Annotated in this window: 20 protein-coding genes; 10 read left to right on the plus strand and 10 right to left on the minus strand. The window is 58.6% G+C overall.

Annotated elements, in window-relative coordinates; all coding sequences use genetic code 11:
- Positions 1-27 precede the first annotated feature (27 nt).
- The 3 genes from mreD to ACYVB2_RS14105 form a co-directional block, all read right to left on the minus strand.
- Positions 28-546, minus strand: coding sequence for a rod shape-determining protein MreD (mreD, locus tag ACYVB2_RS14095; RefSeq protein WP_382434300.1), 519 nt, complete (start codon positions 544-546; stop codon positions 28-30).
- Entirely contained in the window at positions 543-1460 is a 918-nt protein-coding gene (gene mreC, locus ACYVB2_RS14100; protein ID WP_382434302.1) for a rod shape-determining protein MreC, read from the minus strand. Before mreC ends, mreD begins: the two co-directional genes overlap by 4 nt.
- A 118-nt stretch (positions 1461-1578) precedes the next feature.
- Positions 1579-2622: a rod shape-determining protein gene (locus ACYVB2_RS14105; protein WP_460537049.1), complete on the minus strand. Its 1044-nt coding sequence runs from the start codon at positions 2620-2622 to the stop codon at positions 1579-1581.
- A 218-nt stretch (positions 2623-2840) separates the two neighbouring features.
- Here ACYVB2_RS14105 and gatC point away from each other — a divergent pair, with 218 nt between their 5' ends.
- From gatC to gatB, 3 genes are read left to right on the plus strand one after another with little or no spacing between them, the layout of a single operon-like run.
- On the plus strand, positions 2841-3140 hold the full coding sequence (gatC, locus tag ACYVB2_RS14110) for an Asp-tRNA(Asn)/Glu-tRNA(Gln) amidotransferase subunit GatC (protein WP_382434306.1): 300 nt from the start codon (positions 2841-2843) through the stop codon (positions 3138-3140).
- Positions 3141-3144: 4 nt separating this feature from the next.
- Positions 3145-4644 carry an Asp-tRNA(Asn)/Glu-tRNA(Gln) amidotransferase subunit GatA gene (gene gatA / locus ACYVB2_RS14115; RefSeq protein WP_382434308.1) on the plus strand — a complete coding sequence of 500 codons (1500 nt, stop codon included), beginning with the start codon at positions 3145-3147 and terminating at the stop codon, positions 4642-4644.
- Between the two features lie 2 nt (positions 4645-4646).
- Positions 4647-6092: an Asp-tRNA(Asn)/Glu-tRNA(Gln) amidotransferase subunit GatB gene (gene gatB / locus ACYVB2_RS14120; protein WP_382434310.1), complete on the plus strand. Its 1446-nt coding sequence runs from the start codon at positions 4647-4649 to the stop codon at positions 6090-6092.
- A 30-nt stretch (positions 6093-6122) separates the two neighbouring features.
- Here gatB and ACYVB2_RS14125 read toward each other — a convergent pair whose 3' ends face one another.
- Together ACYVB2_RS14125 and pyrE are read right to left on the minus strand one after the other, a co-directional pair.
- On the minus strand, positions 6123-6836 hold the full coding sequence (locus ACYVB2_RS14125) for a DUF4124 domain-containing protein (RefSeq protein WP_382434387.1): 714 nt from the start codon (positions 6834-6836) through the stop codon (positions 6123-6125).
- 56 nt (positions 6837-6892) lie between these two features.
- A complete protein-coding gene (gene pyrE / locus ACYVB2_RS14130) occupies positions 6893-7600 on the minus strand; it encodes an orotate phosphoribosyltransferase (RefSeq protein WP_382434312.1) in 708 nt (235 codons plus the stop codon).
- 10 nt (positions 7601-7610) lie between these two features.
- Here pyrE and ACYVB2_RS14135 point away from each other — a divergent pair, with 10 nt between their 5' ends.
- The 5 genes from ACYVB2_RS14135 to ACYVB2_RS14155 all read left to right on the plus strand — a co-directional run bounded on the left by ACYVB2_RS14135 (position 7611) and on the right by ACYVB2_RS14155 (position 11765).
- Entirely contained in the window at positions 7611-8402 is a 792-nt protein-coding gene (locus ACYVB2_RS14135) for an exodeoxyribonuclease III (protein ID WP_460537054.1), read from the plus strand.
- 64 nt (positions 8403-8466) lie between these two features.
- Positions 8467-9105: an acrylate utilization transcriptional regulator AcuR gene (acuR, locus tag ACYVB2_RS14140; RefSeq protein ID WP_382434318.1), complete on the plus strand. Its 639-nt coding sequence runs from the start codon at positions 8467-8469 to the stop codon at positions 9103-9105.
- A gap of 49 nt (positions 9106-9154) precedes the next feature.
- Positions 9155-10138, plus strand: a complete 984-nt coding sequence (acuI, locus tag ACYVB2_RS14145; RefSeq protein ID WP_382434320.1) for an acrylyl-CoA reductase (NADPH) — start codon at positions 9155-9157, stop codon at positions 10136-10138.
- A gap of 47 nt (positions 10139-10185) precedes the next feature.
- On the plus strand, positions 10186-10764 hold the full coding sequence (locus ACYVB2_RS14150; RefSeq protein WP_382434322.1) for a peroxidase-related enzyme: 579 nt from the start codon (positions 10186-10188) through the stop codon (positions 10762-10764).
- Between the two features lie 95 nt (positions 10765-10859).
- Positions 10860-11765: an AEC family transporter gene (locus tag ACYVB2_RS14155; protein ID WP_382434324.1), complete on the plus strand. Its 906-nt coding sequence runs from the start codon at positions 10860-10862 to the stop codon at positions 11763-11765.
- A 45-nt stretch (positions 11766-11810) separates the two neighbouring features.
- Here ACYVB2_RS14155 and ACYVB2_RS14160 read toward each other — a convergent pair whose 3' ends face one another.
- Positions 11811-13280: an aminotransferase-like domain-containing protein gene (locus tag ACYVB2_RS14160; RefSeq protein WP_382434326.1), complete on the minus strand. Its 1470-nt coding sequence runs from the start codon at positions 13278-13280 to the stop codon at positions 11811-11813.
- Between the two features lie 186 nt (positions 13281-13466).
- Here ACYVB2_RS14160 and ACYVB2_RS14165 point away from each other — a divergent pair, with 186 nt between their 5' ends.
- Positions 13467-13739 carry a DUF2917 domain-containing protein gene (locus ACYVB2_RS14165; protein WP_382434328.1) on the plus strand — a complete coding sequence of 91 codons (273 nt, stop codon included), beginning with the start codon at positions 13467-13469 and terminating at the stop codon, positions 13737-13739.
- Positions 13740-13828: 89 nt separating this feature from the next.
- A complete protein-coding gene (locus tag ACYVB2_RS14170) occupies positions 13829-15775 on the plus strand; it encodes a GspE/PulE family protein (protein WP_382434329.1) in 1947 nt (648 codons plus the stop codon).
- A 30-nt stretch (positions 15776-15805) separates the two neighbouring features.
- Here the strand turns inward: ACYVB2_RS14170 and ACYVB2_RS14175 are convergent, their stop codons facing one another.
- From ACYVB2_RS14175 to dmpG, 4 genes are all read right to left on the minus strand, one after another.
- Positions 15806-15997: a 2-hydroxymuconate tautomerase gene (locus ACYVB2_RS14175; RefSeq protein WP_382434330.1), complete on the minus strand. Its 192-nt coding sequence runs from the start codon at positions 15995-15997 to the stop codon at positions 15806-15808.
- Positions 15998-16037: 40 nt separating this feature from the next.
- Positions 16038-17036 (minus strand): Bug family tripartite tricarboxylate transporter substrate binding protein, encoded by a 999-nt coding sequence (locus tag ACYVB2_RS14180; RefSeq protein ID WP_382434332.1) that lies wholly within the window; start codon positions 17034-17036, stop codon positions 16038-16040.
- Positions 17037-17133: 97 nt separating this feature from the next.
- Complete coding sequence (gene dmpH, locus ACYVB2_RS14185; RefSeq protein WP_382434334.1) at positions 17134-17922, minus strand: 2-oxo-3-hexenedioate decarboxylase; 789 nt, start codon at positions 17920-17922, stop codon at positions 17134-17136.
- Positions 17923-17931: 9 nt separating this feature from the next.
- A complete protein-coding gene (gene dmpG / locus ACYVB2_RS14190) occupies positions 17932-18972 on the minus strand; it encodes a 4-hydroxy-2-oxovalerate aldolase (protein WP_382434336.1) in 1041 nt (346 codons plus the stop codon).
- Positions 18973-18974: the final 2 nt, after the last annotated feature.

Genomic DNA, 18974 nt, shown 5'->3' on the forward strand with positions numbered 1-18974 from the left:
CCTTGGTACACAGACAGACAACCCGGGTCATAAAGGGCGGTTCGCATCCCTGTCGGGGGGGCGGCGCTGTGGCGCCTGTAGCACCCAACTGGCCAGAGGCCACAGCAGCGCCTCTAGCAAAGGAGCGATTGCCACCTCTACCCCCGGAAAACCACCACCAGAGAGCAGACGAATCAGCAGTTGCAGCGCATGCACTCCGGCAAATAAACCCAACATTTGTGGTGCCTGCACCCAAGGCTTGAACCACAACAAACGCCGATGCCCCAGACTGGTGCCAAACATCAACGCGGCATACGCCAAGGCATGTTGGCCCAACAGGGAAGACTGCTGGACATCCATGCACAACCCCAGCATGAAGGCCACCCCCATGCCAATGCGGTCGGGTTGGTGGATGCCCCAAAAGGCCAACAAAATCAGCAGCACATCTGGCACCCAGAGCACTTGCCCCAATGGCAGCATGTTTAACACCAAGCCCACCAGCAAACTGACGGTCATGAATACGGGATTGGCTGGCAGCAGCAATGGCTGCCCACGCGGCATGATCATCGGTGGGCTCCCAATTTGGGGGCAGCCGCTGGTTCGGGCTGCGGACGGGGCGGCACATCATCGACTGGCGTGATCAACATGACATGGCGCGCCCCCTCTACCTGGGCCTGGGGTTTGCAGTAGATGCGGGCAAAGGCCGAATCGGCTCGGCGCTCTACGCGCACCACCTTAGCCACCGGCAGCCCTGCTGGGTAAACACCGTCCATACCACTGGTTGAAAGCAGATCGCCCTCTTGCACATCGGCATTGGCCGCTACAAAACGCAACTCCAACCCACCACCATGGCTGGCTACTGGGTCGCCATAGGCAACGCCACGGGCACCAGTGCGGGTATTGAGCACCGGAATAGCCTGTTCACGATCGACCAACAGGGTCACTTCGCTCAAAAAAGGATAGACACGGGTGACCTGCCCCAAAACACCTGCGGCATCGACCACCGGCGAGCCCTGCACCACACCCTGCATCTGGCCCCGATTGACCACCACACGGCGGGTATAGGGGTCGGTAGTGTCGTAAAGAATCTGGGCCGCATGGGCCGGAAGGTCTAGACGCTCTTGTAAGTCGAGCAACTTGCGCAGGCGCTCATTTTCCTCTAGGAGTTCTTGCGCCTGATTGGCACGCACCGACAAACGCACCAGCTCCTGCCGTGCTGCATCCGCAGCCGCTTGTGCTTGCTCTAGGGTCTCAAAATACCCTTCTCCACGGCTGGCCCAATCTTTGGGCTGCAACAGCAACCATTGAATGGGGTAGAGCACCACCGCTACCGATTGGCGCAGAGGATCGGTAATGCGCCAGCGCGCATCAGCCACCATCAGAAACAGTGCCAAGGCGCTATAGAGAATAATCTGCGAAAAGGCCGATGGGCCCTGCCGCATCAAGGAGGGCGCGCGGCGATCCAGGGTGCCAAGGGGCATGGGGACATCCGTTCAGGTGCCGGGCCTGCCGTTGCGGGCAAACACATGCACCAAAGAGGCCAGGACAATGGCCATCATGCTACTGCAAAGGGCTTGGCCCGCAACGCAGACCGGGCTTTCACTCGCTGGTGAAAATGCTGCCGGTGCGGCCCATGCGCTCCAGCGCAATGCCACAGCCGCGCACCACACAAGTCAGCGGATCTTCGGCCACCAGCACCGGTAGACCCGTCTCTTCGGCCAGCAGGCGATCCAAATCGCGCAGCAACGCACCACCGCCCGTGAGCATCATGCCGCGCTCGGCTATGTCGGCACCCAGCTCTGGCGGGGTTTGCTCCAGCGCATTTTTGACGGCAGAAACAATCTGGTTGAGGGGCTCAGTCAAGGCTTCGAGTACCTCGTTGCTAGAGATGGTGAAGCTGCGCGGCACACCTTCGGACAGATTGCGCCCACGCACTTCCATCTCTTTGACTTCGGAGCCGGGGAAGGCAGAACCGATGGTTTTTTTGATGGATTCTGCCGTAGGCTCACCAATCAACATGCCGTAGTTGCGCCGGATGTAACTGATGATGGCTTCGTCAAACTTATCACCACCGACGCGCACGCTGCCCTTGTAGACCATGCCGCCCAAGCTGATTACGCCCACTTCGGTGGTGCCGCCACCAGTATCCACCACCATCGAGCCTGAAGCCTCAGACACCGGCAGACCAGCACCAATGCCAGCGGCCATCGGCTCTTCAATCAGATAGACCGCTGTGGCTCCAGCAGCCTCGGCAGCATCCTTAATGGCACGGCGCTCCACTTGGGTAGAACCACAGGGCACACAGATGATGATGCGCGGGCTGGGCGTGAGCAGCGTGCGCGGATGCACCATCTTGATGAACTGCTTGATCATCTGCTCGGTGATCACGAAGTCGGCAATCACGCCGTCTTTCATCGGGCGGATGGCTTCAATGTTGCCGGGCACCTTGCCCAGCATGGCCTTGGCCTCACGGCCAACGGCCTGAATGACCTTCTTGCCGTGGGGGCCACCTTCGTGGCGAATAGCAACGACAGAAGGCTCATCGAGCACGATGCCCTTGTCGCGGGCAAAAATCAGGGTGTTGGCAGTGCCAAGATCAATGGCCAAGTCGGTGGAGAAATACCGACGGAAAGCTCCGAACATTCAAAAATCCTCTCGGGCACGGCATGCGCTTCGGCTTGCAGTCGCCGGGTGTTTACGGGGTGTATATGGGGTCTAAAGTGGCTCTTTTTCGCACAATGACCGGTGATGGGCAGGGTATTGCGGCAAAGGCGGGATAATACCGCATCCCCTGTGAATACCCTGTTACCCACACGGTAGCAAGCACAGCTTTACATCCGGTTTCTGATCACGTCTTCGCTATGGCACTGACCCCCCAAGACATCGGCCGCATCGCCCATCTGGCCCGGCTGGAACTCAGCCCGCAAGAGAGCGAGCGCATGCTCACCCGGCTCAACGGCTTTTTTGACATTGTCGAGCAAATGCGTTCTGTGGACACCACTGGCATTGAGCCGCTGGCCCACCCGGTGGCCGTGGTGCAAGACATCGCCCTGCGCCTGCGGGCCGATGTAGTGTCTGAGAGCAACCAGCGCCAAGCCAACCAGCGCAGCGCCCCCGCAGTAGAAAACGGCCTGTTCTTGGTGCCCAAAGTGATTGAGTAAGCCCATGTCCCTCTCCCATACTCCCTTGCACGACCTGAGTGTCACGGCACTGGCTGCCGAACTGCGCCAGCAGCGCGTCAGTGCCACAGAAGTGGCACAACATTTTCTGGCCCGTGCACGCGCACATCAGCATTTGGGTGCCTATGTGGCGCTGAATGAAGAAGCCACACTGGCCCAAGCCCGCGCTGCCGATGCCCGTTTGGCCGTTGGCACGGCTGGCCCCTTGGAGGGCGTGCCCATCGCGCACAAAGATATCTTTGTCACGCGGGACTTTCCTACCACCGCTGGCTCCAAAATGCTGGTGGGCTACCAATCGCCTTTTGATGCCACGGTGGTGAGCCGTTTGGCCCAAGCTGGGGCTGTGACGCTGGGTAAGCTCAACTGCGATGAGTTTGCGATGGGTTCGGCCAACGAGAACTCTGCCGTGGCCCCGGTAGGCTTTGATGCCCCGGCTCCAGTACGCAACCCTTGGGACACCACGCGCGTGCCCGGTGGCTCCTCCGGCGGTAGTGCCGTGGCCGTGGCCGCACGGCTGGCCCCGGCCGTGACCGGCACGGATACCGGTGGCTCGATTCGCCAACCGGCTTCGTTCTGTGGCATTACTGGCATCAAACCCACCTATGGTCGCGCCAGCCGCTACGGCATGATTGCCTATGCCTCCAGCTTAGACCAAGCCGGCCCGATGGCGCGCAGCGCCGAAGACTGCGCCCTGCTGCTCTCGGCCATGTGCGGCCCTGACCCCGACCGCGACTCCACCAGCTTGGATGTGCCAGCCGAAGACTTTAGCGCCCGCCTGAATGACAGCCTCGAAGGCCTGCGCATTGGCATTCCCAAAGAATTCTTTGGCGAAGGCTTGGCCGCTGATGTGCGTGCGGCTGTGGATGCCGCGCTGCAAGAATATGAAAAACTCGGGGCCAAACTGGTGCCTATCAGCCTGCCGCGCACTGAGTTATCCATTCCGGTTTATTACATCATTGCCCCGGCAGAGGCCAGCTCGAATCTGAGCCGCTTTGATGGGGTGAAGTTTGGCCACCGCGCACAAAACTTCACCGACTTGGAAGATATGTACAAAAAGACCCGCGCCGAAGGCTTTGGCGATGAGGTCAAGCGCCGCATCATGACCGGGGCTTATGTGCTCAGCCACGGCTATTACGATGCCTACTACCTGCAAGCGCAAAAAATCCGCCGCATGATTGCGGACGACTTTCAGCAAGCCTTCCAACAGTGCGATCTGATTGCCGGGCCGGTGGCCCCTAGCGTGGCCTGGAAGCTGGGCGAACACAGCAGCGACCCGTTGGCCGACTATCTGGCCGACATCTTTACCCTGCCTGCCTCACTGGCTGGGCTGCCCGGCATGAGCGTGCCAGCTGGTTTTGGCGCACAGGGTATGCCGGTGGGCCTGCAACTGATTGGCAACTACTTCCAAGAGGCACGCCTGCTCAATGCGGCGCACCGCCTGCAACAAGCCACTGATTTCCATCTGCGCCAGCCCGAGGGTTTCTGACCGTGACTGCCAAACTCATCCAAGGCTACGAAGTCGTGATCGGCTTCGAGACCCATGCCCAACTTGCCACCCAGAGCAAGATTTTCAGCCGCGCCAGCACCGCCTTTGGCGCTGAAGCCAACACCCAAGCCTGCGCCGTCGATTTGGCCTTGCCCGGCACACTGCCGGTGATGAACCGCAAGGCCGTGGAATGCGCCATCCAGCTGGGCTTGGCGCTAGGCTCCACGATTGCGCCACGCAGCATTTTTGCGCGCAAAAACTATTTCTACCCGGATCTGCCCAAGGGCTACCAAATCAGCCAGTTTGAGATTCCGGTGGTGCAAGGGGGCGAAGTGTCGTTCTTCTTGGGCGACGAGAAAAAAACCGTACGGCTGGTGCGCGCCCACTTGGAAGAAGATGCGGGCAAATCACTACACGAAGACTTTATCGGCCAGTCGGGCATTGACCTCAACCGCGCCGGTACGCCGCTGCTGGAAATCGTGACCGAACCCGACATCCGCAGCACCGAAGAAGCCGTGGCCTACGCCAAAGAGCTGCACAAAATCGTCACCTGGATTGGCATTTGCGATGGCAACATGCAAGAGGGCTCGTTCCGCTGTGATGCCAATGTCTCGGTGCGCAAACCGGGCCAGCCCCTTGGCACGCGCCGCGAGATCAAGAACCTGAACTCGTTCAAGTTCATGCAGCAGGCCATCGATTACGAAATCCGCTGGCAAATTGAACAGATTGAAGACGGTCACGCCATCCAGCAAGCCACGGTGCTGTTCAACCCCGACACGGGCGAAACCCGTGCCATGCGCACCAAAGAAGATGCGGCCGATTACCGCTACTTCCCCGACCCCGATCTGCCACCGCTGGTGGTGGCCCCGGAATGGGTAGAACAAGTGCGTGCCGACATGGCCGAACTGCCCCGCGTGATGGCAGCCCGCTTTGTGGCTGACTATGGCCTGCCCGAGTACGACGCCACCACGCTGACGCAAAGCCAAGGCATGGCGGCCTACTTTGAAGCTGCGGCCCAAGCCTGTGGCCAGCCCAAGCTGGTTTCCAACTGGGTGATGGGCGAGCTCTCGCGCCGCCTGAATCTGGAAGAAATTGGTATCGATGCAACCAAGGTCAGCAGCGCCCAATTGGCTGCACTGATTGGCCGCATCAGCGACGGCACCATCAGCAACAATGCCGCCAAACAAGTGTTCGATGCTCTGTGGAACGGTGAAGCCACCGAGGTGGATGCGGTGATTGAGGCCAAAGGTCTCAAGCAAATGAATGACTCTGGCGCATTAGAAAAAATCATTGATGAGGTGATTGCTGCCAATGCCGCCAATGTGGAGCAATACCGTGCTGGCAAAGACAAAGCCTTTAATGCCTTGGTTGGTCAAGTGATGAAGGCCAGCAAAGGCAAGGCCAATCCGCAGCAGGTAAACGATTTGCTCAAGGCCAAACTGGCCTAACCCCAAGCCTTGGCCTGTGCGCCAAGGCTACTACGGTGCGCCCGCTGGGGGGCGGGGCGTCATGTAAGTGCCTGCGGGCACCGTGGGCACCAGTGGCAACACGCCTGCTTGGGTAGGCAGGGGCACCAACGGCGCGCGTTGGGTGGCCCATAGTTGGCGCAACTGGGCCAACTCCAGATCAAAGCGTTGGTGAACACGGCGCTTTTCTCGGTCTTGGTTAGCAATAAAACGTTGCTGCTCCAGCACGTTGGCTTCGTTCTCTGCCAACATACGGCGCAGTGACATCGGTGCCTTGGCTGGATCTTTGCGATAGAACTCCATTTCCAGATCCAAGGTCTTGCGCTGCTCTTGCAACTCCTCAATGCGCTTGACGGCGGCACCACTGACCAAATCAATCTGCACAATGGCCTCGGCTCGCTCGGCATCGTGGGCCAGTTGGTTAGGATAGCGGGCCAACAGGGCGCGCTCTCTGCGGCGCTCCTCAGCCTGTTGGGCACGCTCTTCCTGCTCTTTGCGCCGCTGGGCCTCCAATGCTGTCCGCTCGTGCTCAGTCAAGGTGGGGCCAATCACCCGGCGCACAGTGCCTTGGGGGCTTAATTCACGCTGCTCACGATCTACACATTGGGGAATGGGCCGGTCGGCTGTGAGACGCCGCCCCTGGGCATCCACACAGGTATAAATACCAGCAGCCGTGGGCGCAGGCGCTTGCGCCCATGCCCATTGGACGCAGCCACTTGCCAACATCGCCCATAGTGCTACACGCAACACAGGGGTACCTCTGGGCAAGTGTGTGCGCAAATTCAATCGGACGCTCCTTCGTTGACGCCATAACGCTGACGGTAAGCCAGCACCCGCTCATGATGGCTGCCCAACTCGGAGCCACCAGCAGCTTGCAGATATTGCAGCAAGTCGGCCAACTGGGCAATGGCACAGACCTGCAAACCGAGCTGATCGCGCACATACTGCACTGCACTGTGATCTACATCATGCCCATTCTCTGTGGCTTTTTCTTGGCGATCCAAGGCAATGGCCACCGCATAGGGAATGGCGCCAGCGGATTGGATCAGGGCGATGGACTCACGCACCGCCGTGCCTGCCGACATCACATCATCCACAATCAACACCCTGCCGCGCAAGGGTGCTCCCACCAAAGTGCCTCCCTCGCCGTGGTCTTTGGCTTCTTTGCGGTTGTAAGCAAAAGGCACGTTACGGCCTTGGCGGGCTAACTCTACCGCCACAGTAGCAGCCAGTGGAATGCCCTTGTAGGCGGGGCCAAACACCATGTCGAACTCGATACCGCTGGCCAAAATGGCCTTTGCATAAAATTCAGCCAGACGGCCCATTTTGGCGCCATCGTCAAACAACCCGGCATTAAAGAAGTACGGGCTTAGGCGTCCAGCCTTGGTCTTGAACTCGCCAAAGCGTAAAACGCCCGACTCCACTGCAAAGCCCACAAAATCTTGGGCCAGCAGGCCTTTGTCTTGCGCCTGGGCGCTACCAACCACCATGGGAAATTCCTTGTTCAAGTTAACCAGCCTCAATCTGAATGGCCTGCGTTCGGCCAACCGTAAGGGTCTGCAAGCCTGGATGGCTTCACTACGCGCTGATTGTATTTGTGTGCAGGAACTCAAGGCACAAGCTGCTGATGTGCAGGGCGAGCTTGATGTTCTGGCCGGATTACAGGGCTATTTTCACTATGCCGAGAAAAAAGGCTACTCTGGCGTGGGCATCTACACCCGACACGAACCCAGCGAAGTGCGCACGGGCTACGGCGACCCAGAGTTTGACGCCGAAGGCCGCTGCATTGAACTGCGCTTTGACACACCCACGCGCAAGCTGTCTATTCTGAGCGTGTATTTTCCCAGTGGCTCCAGCGGCGAGGAGCGCCAACAAGCCAAATTCCGTTTTCTGGCCAGCTTTCACCCGCACCTGATGCAATTGCAGGCCGAACGCGAGTTCATTTTGTGCGGTGACATCAACATTGCCCACCAAGCCATCGATCTGAAAAACTGGAAAGGCAACCTGAAAAACAGCGGATTTTTGCCCGAAGAACGTGCGTGGATGACCCAACTCTTGTCACAAGAGGGGCTGGTGGATGTGTACCGTCGCTTGCATCCAGACACCACCGGCGAGGCCTACACCTGGTGGAGCAATCGAGGACAGGCTTGGGCCAACAATGTGGGTTGGCGCATTGATTACCAATTGGCCTCGCCTGCACTAGCAGCACAGGCACACAGCGCCAGCATCTACAAAGAGCAGCGTTTTAGTGACCATGCGCCGCTGACCATCGACTATGACTGGAGCCTCTAACAAGGGTGCGTGGTTTTTTATGCGGCCTTCTTTTATTCTTAGACAATCAGTCTAAAATCGAGCGATGGAAGCCCCACTCGCCCCACCTCGCCGTCGTGGCAGACCACCCAAGCAGCGTGACGACCTAACCGACACGCGAGAATTGCTGTTGCGTGCGGGCCTGCAAGTCCTGACCGAGAAGGGTTTTTCTGCCACCGGCATAGAGGAAATTTTGGGCCGTGTTGGTGTGCCCAAAGGGTCGTTCTACCACTACTTTGAGAGCAAAGAGGCCTTCGGTCTCCGGCTGATTGAGCGTTATGGTGCGTTCTTTGCCCACAAACTCGATCGCCACCTGCGCAATCTATCGCTGACGCCCTTGGCTCGTTTGCGCTCCTTTGTCGAAGATGCCAAGGCAGGAATGGCCCGCCACCAATACCGCCGAGGCTGCCTGATCGGCAATCTGGGGCAGGAGATGGGATCGTTGCCTGAAAGTTTTCGGGCCCAACTCAAGGGCACGTTGGAAGATTGGCAAGCCCGTTTCTGCGCCTGTTTGGTAGAGGCCCAACAGATGGGTGAGTTGGCCCTTGGTGCCAGTGCGCCACAATGGGCGGCCTTTTTCTGGATTGGTTGGGAGGGCGCCGTGCTGCGGGCCAAGTTGGAGCAAACGGCTGCGCCACTGGACGTATTTGCAGAATTTTTCTTTGCCAGTTTGCCACCGGGTTGATTTTTTTGCATTAAATTAGACGATCGGTCTAAATTCAAAGGAGAGCCGTATGTTCGAGGGAATTTTGGTGGAGAAAGACGATGCAGGCTACCGTGCCACCGTCAAGGCAATAGACGAGGCCCAACTGCCCGAAGGCAATGTGACGGTGCGTGTGAGCCACTCTACACTCAACTACAAAGACGCCTTGGCTATCACTGGCAAAGGGCCAGTGGTACGGAAGTTTCCGATGGTGCCTGGCATTGATTTGGTTGGCACGGTAGAGGCCAGCACCCACCCTGCACACCAAGTGGGAGACCAGGTGCTGCTCAATGGCTGGGGGGTGGGAGAAGGCCATTGGGGCGGACTGGCCCAAAAAGCCCGCCTCAATGGCGATTGGCTGATTCCATTGCCGCGTCAATTCTCGCCCCAACAAGCCATGGCCATTGGTACCGCAGGCTATACCGCCATGTTGTGCGTCTTGGCGCTGGAGCGTCATGGCGTTCAACCCCAAGACGGCGACATTGTGGTCACTGGTGCTGCGGGCGGCGTGGGCAGTGTGGCTGTGGCGCTGCTGGCCCAGCTTGGCTATTCAGTGGTGGCCGTGACGGGACGCCCCCAAGACGCACCCTACCTCCAACAACTTGGGGCCACAGAAGTGCTCGAACGGGCGCAATTTGCCACTCCCGGCAAGCCCTTGGGCAAAGAACGTTGGGCCGGGGCCGTGGATGTGGTGGGCAGCCATGTGTTAGCCAATATTTGTGCTACCACCCAATACCGGGGTGTCGTCACAGCCTGTGGCTTGGCCGCTGGTATGGATTTTCCGGCCACGGTGGCCCCGTTCATCCTGCGTGGGGTCACGTTGGTGGGCATAGACAGTGTGATGTGCCCCCGTGCCGATCGGCTGTTGGCTTGGCAACGCCTCAGCACCGACCTGGATTTTGACAAGCTCGGCCACATCAGCACCACCGTGGGGCTGGACGAGGCCATTCCTCTGGCCCAGCACTTGTTGAACGGCCAAATCCGGGGCCGCATTGTGGTGGATGTTCATCAATAAACCACCACCCCCTCATCCACATTTTTTCACCCTCGTAGGAGAACCTCTTGAGCGCATCCCATCCAGCCCCCATCAGCCGCTTCCCAGTGCCTGAACTGCACGACATGCCCGAAGACATTCGGCAACGCATTGTGGCGGTGCAAGAAAAGTCCGGCTTCGTGCCCAATGTATTTCTCACGCTGGCTTATCGCCCCGATGAGTTTCGGGCCTTCTTTGCCTACCACGACGCCTTGATGGAAAAGCCTGGCAACCTGACCAAGGCCGAGCGGGAAATGATTGTGGTTGCCACCAGCAGCGTGAACCAATGCCAATACTGTGTGGTGGCCCATGGCGCTATTCTTCGCATTCGGGCCAAAAACCCGCTGATTGCCGACCAAGTAGCGACCAACTACCGCAAGGCAGACATCACCGAGCGCCAAAAAGCGATGATTGATTTTGCCATGAAGGTGTCGCAAACCGCCCACTTGGTGGGTGAGGCAGACTTTGACGCCCTCAAGACCCACGGCTTTACCGAAGAGGATATGTGGGACATTGCCGGTATTTCTGCCTTTTTTGGCATGTCCAACCGCTTGGCCAACGTCACCAGCATGCGCCCCAATGCCGAGTTTTATGCCTTGGGCCGTTGAGCCGCTCACACCCTGACTGATCCACAGCCCAGTCCGACTGGCCGGTTTTGCCCCATCCGGCCAGTGTTCAAAACCCAACCACCCTCTCTCTTTCGATGCACCACATCTTGGCATCCATCTGGCCGATCTTTGTTTTGATTTTGGCTGGCTATGGAATGAAGCGCCTGAACTTTCCGAGCGACGGGTTTTGGTACGGGGCAGAACGGCTGAATTATTTCATTCTCTTTCCGGCCCTGCTCTTTAGCAGTCTTAGCACTGCACCGTTGAACAACCCTGCCCTGCCACGTTTGTTGGTGGCAATCATTCTGGTGTTATCGGTTTTGGGGCTAGGCTTGGTGGTGCTACGCTACGTTAGAAAGTGGCCCGCATCGCACTTTGGGGTTTTGTTGCAAGGAGTTTTGCGATTTAACACCTATTTGGGCATTGCCGTCATTGGCAGCCTGTACCACCGAGAAGGCCTATCAATGGCCCTTTTGATGATTGCCATCTTGGTGCCTATCGTCAATTTCATCTCGGTGTTGGCCTTTTCCGCAGGACAACACACCAGCGTCCGAGCACTGCTTGCCCCGATTGCCAAAAACCCCCTGATTCTTTCTTGCTTAGCGGGCATTTTTTTCAATCTCTCAGGTGCAGAGTTGCAATGGGGCACGGACCGTTTTTTAACGCTGCTGGCCAACACCAGCTTGCCGTTGGGGCTCTTGAGTGTGGGCTCCGCCCTCCAGCTCCATCACATACGGGGCCAGCTCACCACACTGGTGCTCAACAGTTCGGCCAGGCTGCTGATGGCCCCCCTCATCACGTTCATCGTTGCACGGCTTATGCAACTGCCCAGCATCGAAACCACTATTTTGGTGCTGTTCTTTGCCCTGCCCACCGCCCCCACCGCCTATGTGCTCAGCCAACAAATGGGGGGCAACAGTGATTTGATGGCCAGCATCATTACGTTCCAAACCCTGTTTTCTGCGTTGAGTTTGCTGCTAGTGCTGGCGCTGGTGGTTTAACGGGTGATGCCATCGGCGCAGGGCTACGTCTTCTGATGCACGCCACTACCCTGGGGCCACCACCACGCCCATTTGTTGCCGGGCCAACTCCCCCATCCGCACCAACGCCCGCTTTTCCACGTGAGTCCACGGCCCGGCAAAGCTCAGGCGCAAACAATGGTCAAAACGGTCGGTGGCAGAAAACAAGCCACCTGGGCCAAAGATGATGTCTTCCCGTTGGCATTGGCGAAACAGTTGCATGGCATCAAACTGCTCTGGCAACTCCAGCCACAGGGTGTAGCCTGATGGGGGCGCACTGACCCGTGTGCCTTTCGGAAAACTCTGGGCGATCAAATCCCGGGCCTCAGACAAGCGTTCCTTCATGTATTGGCTCAGGCGTCGCAGGCGGGATTCATAACCGACCTGGGTGACCAAATCGGCCAGCGCGTTTTCTAAGACGGCATTGGTGGGCACGCCTTGGGTGCGTTTGAGGCGCCTGACAGTATCGTGCCAACGGCCTGCCTCCACCCAGCCCAAGCGGATGCCCGGTGCCACCGTTTTGGAAAAAGAGCCACAGACCATCACGCCACCATCGACATCAAAAGCCTTGGCCGCTTTGCGCCGCTCATCGGAGGCCATCAGGTCATTGAACACCACATCTTCGATCAGCGGAATCTGCCGGTCGGCCAGCATTTTGACCAAGGCTTTTTTGTTTTGGTGACGCATCACCGCCCCCAAAGGATTGGACAGCGTGGGCACTGTCAGCACGGCCTTAACGGGCTGGGTATCCAGCGCCAGTTGCAACGCTGCCAAGGAGATGCCTTCTTTGGGATGGGTGGGAATCTCCAGCACCCGCAGGTTCAAGGACTCCAACAGATCCAAAAAACCAAAGTGGGTGGGTGACTCCAACGCCACGATGTCGCCCGGCTTGCTGACCGCACGCAAACACAACCCCACCGCATGGATACAACTGGCCGTCACCACGATGTTGTCGGCCTCTAACTGGCAGCCCAGATGCAAGGCACGCTGCACTGCCGCCGTCCGCAACGCCTGAGAACCTGGGGAATCGCTGTACTCCACCAAAGAAAATCGGTGTGCCCTTGTGGCCCGATTGAGGGCCGTGCGCACCCGTGTTTCATCAAAAAACAGCGGGTCTTTGGGGCAGGCACCACCAAAGCTGACGACATGGCTGGTTTCGGCCAAAGCCATCAGCACTTCGGCCCGGCTTTGCCGCTCCACCACCATGCTGCGCCGGGGTGGACGACTGGTAGCAGGCAGGGCCAACGCACGCCCGGACTGGGCCACAAAGTAGCCCGATTTGGGCCGTGCCTCGACCAAGTTGCGCTCTTCCAACCACCGCAGTGCCTGCACAGCCGTGGAAATAGAGACACCATTGGTGGCGGCCAAGTCCCGCACCGAGGGCAATCGCTGCCCTGGCTTGAAGGCGCGGTGATCAATCAACAAAGCCATGCGCTGCGCAATTTGCGCATACAACGGTGATGTGGAAGAGGGGGTGAGTTCTGGTGCTGACGCCATGGCCCCATGATTGTGCTTGATACAAATACTGCTCGGCACAAACAAACCAGTACAGATGCTGGCTGTTCGTGACCACACAGATGGCCCTGCCATCCCTATTGGGTGGCTCCGGATTCTTGGCGGCTGTATCTGTTGTTGCAACACCAGACAGCGGACAGTGCAGAACACTTATCAGGAGTTTTTGCAATGCACACCACCACCATCCTCTCGTCTGGCGCCATCCAAGCCTTCGCTGCCACCCGCAACACCGTCTTGGTTGTAGAGCAAGGCACGCTGTGGCTAACGCAAACCCACGATGCCCAAGACCATGTGCTCAAGGCGGGGCAATCTCTGCCTTTAAAGTCTGGTCGTGTCGTGCTGGAAGCAGAACCGGGCTGCTGCGCCCGCTATCGGCTAGAGCCGCCGCAGCGGCCCACTCTGTGGCGCTACCCCGCGCCGTGGGTGCTTGCCACCCGTTGATTGTCTGTAGCTATCTGTACTGCGGCTACTATATATTCAGGGAAGGAGGTTGCACTTCGCTGCCTGCTGGGATTTTTCCTTTTCCGATCATGCCTCTGACCCCTGATGCTGCGGCCGCACCCTATTTCACGCCATGCCATGCGGATGAATTGTGGGCCTTGGCAACCAATCCCCATCCCACCTTAGGGCAGGCACGGCATCTGGGCGAAGCCCTGATCCACGCCAAGGTGTTGGATACCAACACCTTGGCGGAAAGCCTCAAGCTACAGCAAACCGAACGGGAACAGGGGCACGAACGCCCTATCGGTCAAATTTTGGTCGAATGCGGCCATGTCAGTGCCGCACAGCTACAAGAAGTGATTGCCTCTTGGTTGGGCAAACACTTGGTAGACCCTAGCCACCTCCAGCCCGATCCGGTGGCTCTGGCCTTGGTGCCGCGCAATGTGGCTGAACGGGAATCGGTGCTGCCGCTGTTGGCACGCGAAGATGCCTTGGTGGTGCTGGTGTCTGACCCGTCCGAGCGCGCTTTGCTGGATGAGTTGCGCTTTTTAACCCAACGCCGCCCCATTGCCTTGCAGGCAGCCCCTGGCACCCTGCTGCCAGCGATTGCCAACGCCTACCGCACCTACCCTACCGCCACACCCAAGGCGGCTTTGACCACCACGGCTGGTGAGGCCCGCTCCCCAGCCAACGCCCCACGGGCCAGTTCGCGCGAGTTGGTCAGTAACCTGTCCAGTGCATCAGCCGAGGCAGACACGGTAGAGACCGATGTTGTCAGTGAATCGGACAACACCTTGGTGCGGTTGATTAATACGGTGATTGAAGAAGCCATTGCCCACCGCGCCTCTGACATCCATATTGAGACCGAACCTGCCCCCCAAAACGTGCGCATTCGGCTGCGTGTAGACGGCCAACTGATGAGCTACTTGGAACTGCCTGCGCGGTTTCGTTATGCGCTGGTGGCACGCATCAAGATCATGGCCAACATGGACATTTCGGAACACCGCAAACCCCAAGACGGCAAAATTGATTTTGCCCGCTTCGGTGGTTCTGCACTGGAGTTGCGCGTGGTGACAGTGCCTACCTCCCACGGCCTAGAGGATGTGGTGCTGCGTTTGCTTGCCAGTGCCAAGCCCTTGCCACTGGAGCAAATTGGGCTGAACAAACAGCATCTGACGGTGCTGCGCGAAATAGTGAAAAAGACCTATGGCCTGCTCTTGGTCTGTGGGCCTACCGGCTGTGGCAAGACCACCACGCTGCATTCGGTGATCCGAGACATCAACACCGAAGGCCGGAAGATTTGGACCGCCGAAGATCCGATTGAAATCAGCCAGTCGGGGTTGCGCCAAGTGCAAATCAATCCACGCATTGGCTGGACATTTGCTGCCGCCATGCGTACCTTTTTACGGGCCGACCCCGATGTCATCATGATTGGGGAAATGCGCGATGAAGAAACCGCACGCATTGCGGTAGAGGCCTCTTTGACCGGGCATTTGGTGCTGTCCACCTTACACACCAATTCTGCCCCAGAGAGCATTAACCGCCTGCTGGAAATTGGCCTAGACCCGTTTAACTTTTCTGACTCGCTGTTGGGCATTTTGGCGCAACGCCTTGTAAGGCGCCTGTGCGCTGAATGCGCAACCCCCTTGGTACTAAGCCCAGAACCGCTCGAGCGCCTGGCATCGCAATACTTACACAGCGGCTCACCATTGCAAAACACACCCGAAGCACGCAGCCGCCTGATTGAACGCTGGCACCAGGAGTATGGTTCGTCAACGCGAGGCGAGATTCGACTATGGCGTGCGCAAGGTTGCAGCCAATGCGACCACCATGGTTATCGGGGGCGGTTGGGAATCCATGAGCTGATGGTCAGCGACGACACGATCCGCGAACATATCCGCCATCGTGCCCCAGCGATTGAAATCCGCCAAGCCGCTTTACACGCGGGCATGCGCACCCTGCGCCAAGACGGTATTGAAAAAGTGCTGCAGGGCCTGACCAGCATGACCGAAGTGCTGGCGGCCACCAACCAATAAAACGGCTGGTGGCGGCAGAGGCAGCAGTGTTCAGCGGCCCAGGTCTTTGGCACTCACGCCAGCAATGCCCCAGTTTTCTTTGGGCACGTCCTGAATCCAAACACGGATGTTTTCTTTGGGTGCGCCCACAGCCTCGTTCAGGGCTTGGGTTACTTTTTCGATCACGGCGCGCTTTTGTTCTTCGGTGCGGCCTTCAAGCATGTAAATCTGGGCAAAGGGCATAGTTCTATCTCCAAATGGGGGGTTAAAAATTCACAGAAGATCAATCGAGCGTGACTTTGGCTTGCTGAATGATCTTGGCATAGCGTTGGGTCTCCTCGCGGATATAGCTGGCAAAAGCCGCCGAGGTGCCGGGGCGGGGGTCGGCCCCAATGGCTGCAAAACGCTCTTGTATGGCTGGGGTTTTCAGCCCCTCGCCCAACACCCGCTCTAGCTGCGTGGCTATGGCACGGGGCAAACCGGCCGGTGCCACCACGCCAAACCAAGTGGGCATATCAAACGGAGTGACCCCTTGCTCTTCCATAGTGGGCACTTGGGGCAGCAAAGGCGCACGGCCATGGGCCGTGATGGCAATCGCCTTGAGCTTTCCGGTTTGCACATTCGGGCCTGCTGTGACCAAAGAGCTTTCAAAGGCCATCGGGATCGCTCCGCCCAACAAGTCTTGTGCCAGCGGTGCTGTACCTTTGTAGGGGATATGCAACAACTCAATGCCCGCACGCATCGCCAGGTATTCACCCTGCAAATGGTTGGAGGTGCCGACACCCGAGCTGCCATAAGCCAGCTTGCCGGGATTGGCCTTGGCATAGGCAATCAAACCTTTGAGGTCATTGAACGGTGCTGACGGATGTGCCACCAATGCCCCACGTGCCACACCCACCAAAGAGATCGGCAGCAAGTCGCGTTCTACGCTATAGCCCAACTTGGGTTGCAAAGTAGGGGCAATGGCCAAACTGCTAATAGCCGACAGGCCCAAGGTATAGCCGTCTGGGGCTGCCTTGGCCATTTGCTCGGTGCCCAAATTGCCCCCAGCACCGGCCTTGTTCTCTACCACAACGGTGGCCTTCAGGGCGGTGCCCAGCACCTGTGCGACCAAACGCCCCATCACATCTGCCGGGCCACCGGGAGGAAAAGGCACGATCAATTTGATGGGTTTGTTGGGCCAATCGCTGGCCTGTGCCCAAGCAGGTGCCACGGCAGCTGCTGCGGCGGCAGCTGTCCAGCGCAGGGCCGCACGGCGGCGCACTTGAAATTCAGAATGCATGGGTTTGTCTCCTCCCAAAGGTCATGAAAAAACGGGGCCAACGCAGTGCGCAGCCCCGCAGTGCGGCTGTGGTGTAGCCGCTGGAATCGCGCTGTGCTTAGACGAAACGCACCGAGACGCTGCCCAGGTCTTGAATGCGCAACGTGACGTTGTCACCGGCCTGCACCGGCACGGCTTCGGTAATGCCGCCCGACAAAATCAAGCTACCGGCAGGCAAAGACTGGCCACGGCGGCCCAAGTGGTTCACCAGCATGGCCACAGCCGCAGCGGGGTGGCCCAGCACGGCGGCACCAGCGCCCAAAGCCACGGGTTCGCCATTCTTTTCCAGCACCACGCCCAGCGTACGCAAATCGACATCACGGGCTGGGGCAATGCGGCCACCCACGATAAAGCGCGAGGCCGAGGTGTTGTCGGCAATCACGCTCTTCAAGTCGAACTTGAAATCGCGGTAACGGCTGTCAATCACTTCAATGCCGGGCAACACCACATCGCTGGCCGCCAGCACCGCGCCGATATGGCAGCCTGGGCCTTTGAGTTCGGTGCGGGTAATGAAGCAGATTTCTGGCTCCACCTTGGGGTGGATCAGCTCGCTTACCTTGACTTCGCCGCCTTCGGGCACGACATATTCATCCACCAAGAAGCCAAACACCGGGTCGGTCACGCCCATTTGCTTCATTTTGGCGTGCGAGGTCAAACCGGCCTTGTAGCCCACGATGCGTGCGCCTTTGGAGAGCTTGCTGGCCAAGATGCGGTCTTGGATGGCGTAGGCATCGTCCCAATCCATATCGGGATGGGCTTCGGTGATTTTCAGGGTATCTTGGGCCTGCAACTGGCAGTTTTCCAAGTGCTGGGCCAGTTGGTCTAGGGTAGAGGCGTTCAATGCCATGTCAATTCCTTAGGAAACTTTCAAGCCACGGGCCTTGGCCAAGGTCAGGGCGGTGTCTTCGATCATGTCTTCTTGACCACCGACCATGCCACGGCGGCCCATTTCGACCAGAATTTCACGCGCCGAGATGCCGTACTTGGCACTGGCACGCTTGGCAAACAGCAAGAACGAGCCGTACACACCAGCGTAGCCCAGCGTCAGGGCATCGCGGTCGATGCGAATTGGGAAGTCCATGATCGGGAACACCAAGTCTTCGGCCACGTCTTGGATCTTGAACACGTCCACACCGGTTTCAATGCCCATCAGGTCGCACACCGCCACCAGCACTTCCATCGGGGTGTTGCCAGCGCCAGCACCCAAACCTGCGGCAGCGGCATCGATGCGGGTAGCCCCCACTTCAATCGCGGCCAAGCTGTTGGCCACGCCCATGGCCAAATTGTGGTGGCCGTGGAAGCCCAATTCAGTTTCGGGGTTCAGGGCGGCACGCACGGCGCTCAGGCGCTCTTTCACGCCGTCGGGCAGCAGGTGACCAGCCGAGTCGGTGACGTAGATGCAGTTAGCGCCATAGCTCTCCATCAGCTTGGCTTGCTTGACCAGCCCTTCGGCGCTGTTCATGTGTGCCATCATCAAGAAGCCCACGGTGTCCATGCCCATCTTGCGCGCCAAGGTGATGTGCTGTTCCGACACATCGGCCTCGGTGCAGTGGGTTGCCACACGGATGGTGCTCACGCCCAACTCATGCGCCATTTTCAGGTGATCGACCGTGCCAATGCCGGGCAGCAAGAGCGCCGAGACCTTGGCCTGCTTCATCAATGGAATCACGGTGCCCAGGTATTCTTCGTCGGTGTGGGCCGGGAAGCCGTAGTTGACGGAAGAGCCGCCCAAGCCGTCGCCGTGGGTAACTTCAATCAGCGGAATGCCAGCCTCGTCCAAGCCGGTGGCGATGGACTTCATTTGCTCCAGCGACATCAGGTGGCGCTTGGGGTGCATGCCGTCGCGCAGGGTCATGTCGTGCAGACGGACTTTTTTGCCTTTGAGGGAACTGCTCATCT

The organism is Giesbergeria giesbergeri (genome assembly GCF_054779375.1).

Coding starts and splice junctions, on each gene's coding strand:
- ACYVB2_RS14155 (WP_382434324.1), top strand. CDS start 10,860: ATGCACCACATCTTGGCATCCATCTGGCCGATCTTTGTTTTGATTTTG.
- ACYVB2_RS14125 (WP_382434387.1), bottom strand. CDS start 6,836: ATGTTGGCAAGTGGCTGCGTCCAATGGGCATGGGCGCAAGCGCCTGCG.
- ACYVB2_RS14180 (WP_382434332.1), bottom strand. CDS start 17,036: ATGCATTCTGAATTTCAAGTGCGCCGCCGTGCGGCCCTGCGCTGGACA.
- gatC (WP_382434306.1), top strand. CDS start 2,841: ATGGCACTGACCCCCCAAGACATCGGCCGCATCGCCCATCTGGCCCGG.
- gatA (WP_382434308.1), top strand. CDS start 3,145: ATGTCCCTCTCCCATACTCCCTTGCACGACCTGAGTGTCACGGCACTG.
- dmpG (WP_382434336.1), bottom strand. CDS start 18,972: ATGAGCAGTTCCCTCAAAGGCAAAAAAGTCCGTCTGCACGACATGACC.
- pyrE (WP_382434312.1), bottom strand. CDS start 7,600: ATGGTGGTTGGTAGCGCCCAGGCGCAAGACAAAGGCCTGCTGGCCCAA.
- ACYVB2_RS14165 (WP_382434328.1), top strand. CDS start 13,467: ATGCACACCACCACCATCCTCTCGTCTGGCGCCATCCAAGCCTTCGCT.
- mreC (WP_382434302.1), bottom strand. CDS start 1,460: ATGCCCCTTGGCACCCTGGATCGCCGCGCGCCCTCCTTGATGCGGCAG.
- ACYVB2_RS14105 (WP_460537049.1), bottom strand. CDS start 2,622: ATGTTCGGAGCTTTCCGTCGGTATTTCTCCACCGACTTGGCCATTGAT.
- mreD (WP_382434300.1), bottom strand. CDS start 546: ATGATCATGCCGCGTGGGCAGCCATTGCTGCTGCCAGCCAATCCCGTA.
- dmpH (WP_382434334.1), bottom strand. CDS start 17,922: ATGGCATTGAACGCCTCTACCCTAGACCAACTGGCCCAGCACTTGGAA.
- acuR (WP_382434318.1), top strand. CDS start 8,467: ATGGAAGCCCCACTCGCCCCACCTCGCCGTCGTGGCAGACCACCCAAG.
- ACYVB2_RS14160 (WP_382434326.1), bottom strand. CDS start 13,280: ATGGCGTCAGCACCAGAACTCACCCCCTCTTCCACATCACCGTTGTAT.
- acuI (WP_382434320.1), top strand. CDS start 9,155: ATGTTCGAGGGAATTTTGGTGGAGAAAGACGATGCAGGCTACCGTGCC.
- ACYVB2_RS14170 (WP_382434329.1), top strand. CDS start 13,829: ATGCCTCTGACCCCTGATGCTGCGGCCGCACCCTATTTCACGCCATGC.
- ACYVB2_RS14175 (WP_382434330.1), bottom strand. CDS start 15,997: ATGCCCTTTGCCCAGATTTACATGCTTGAAGGCCGCACCGAAGAACAA.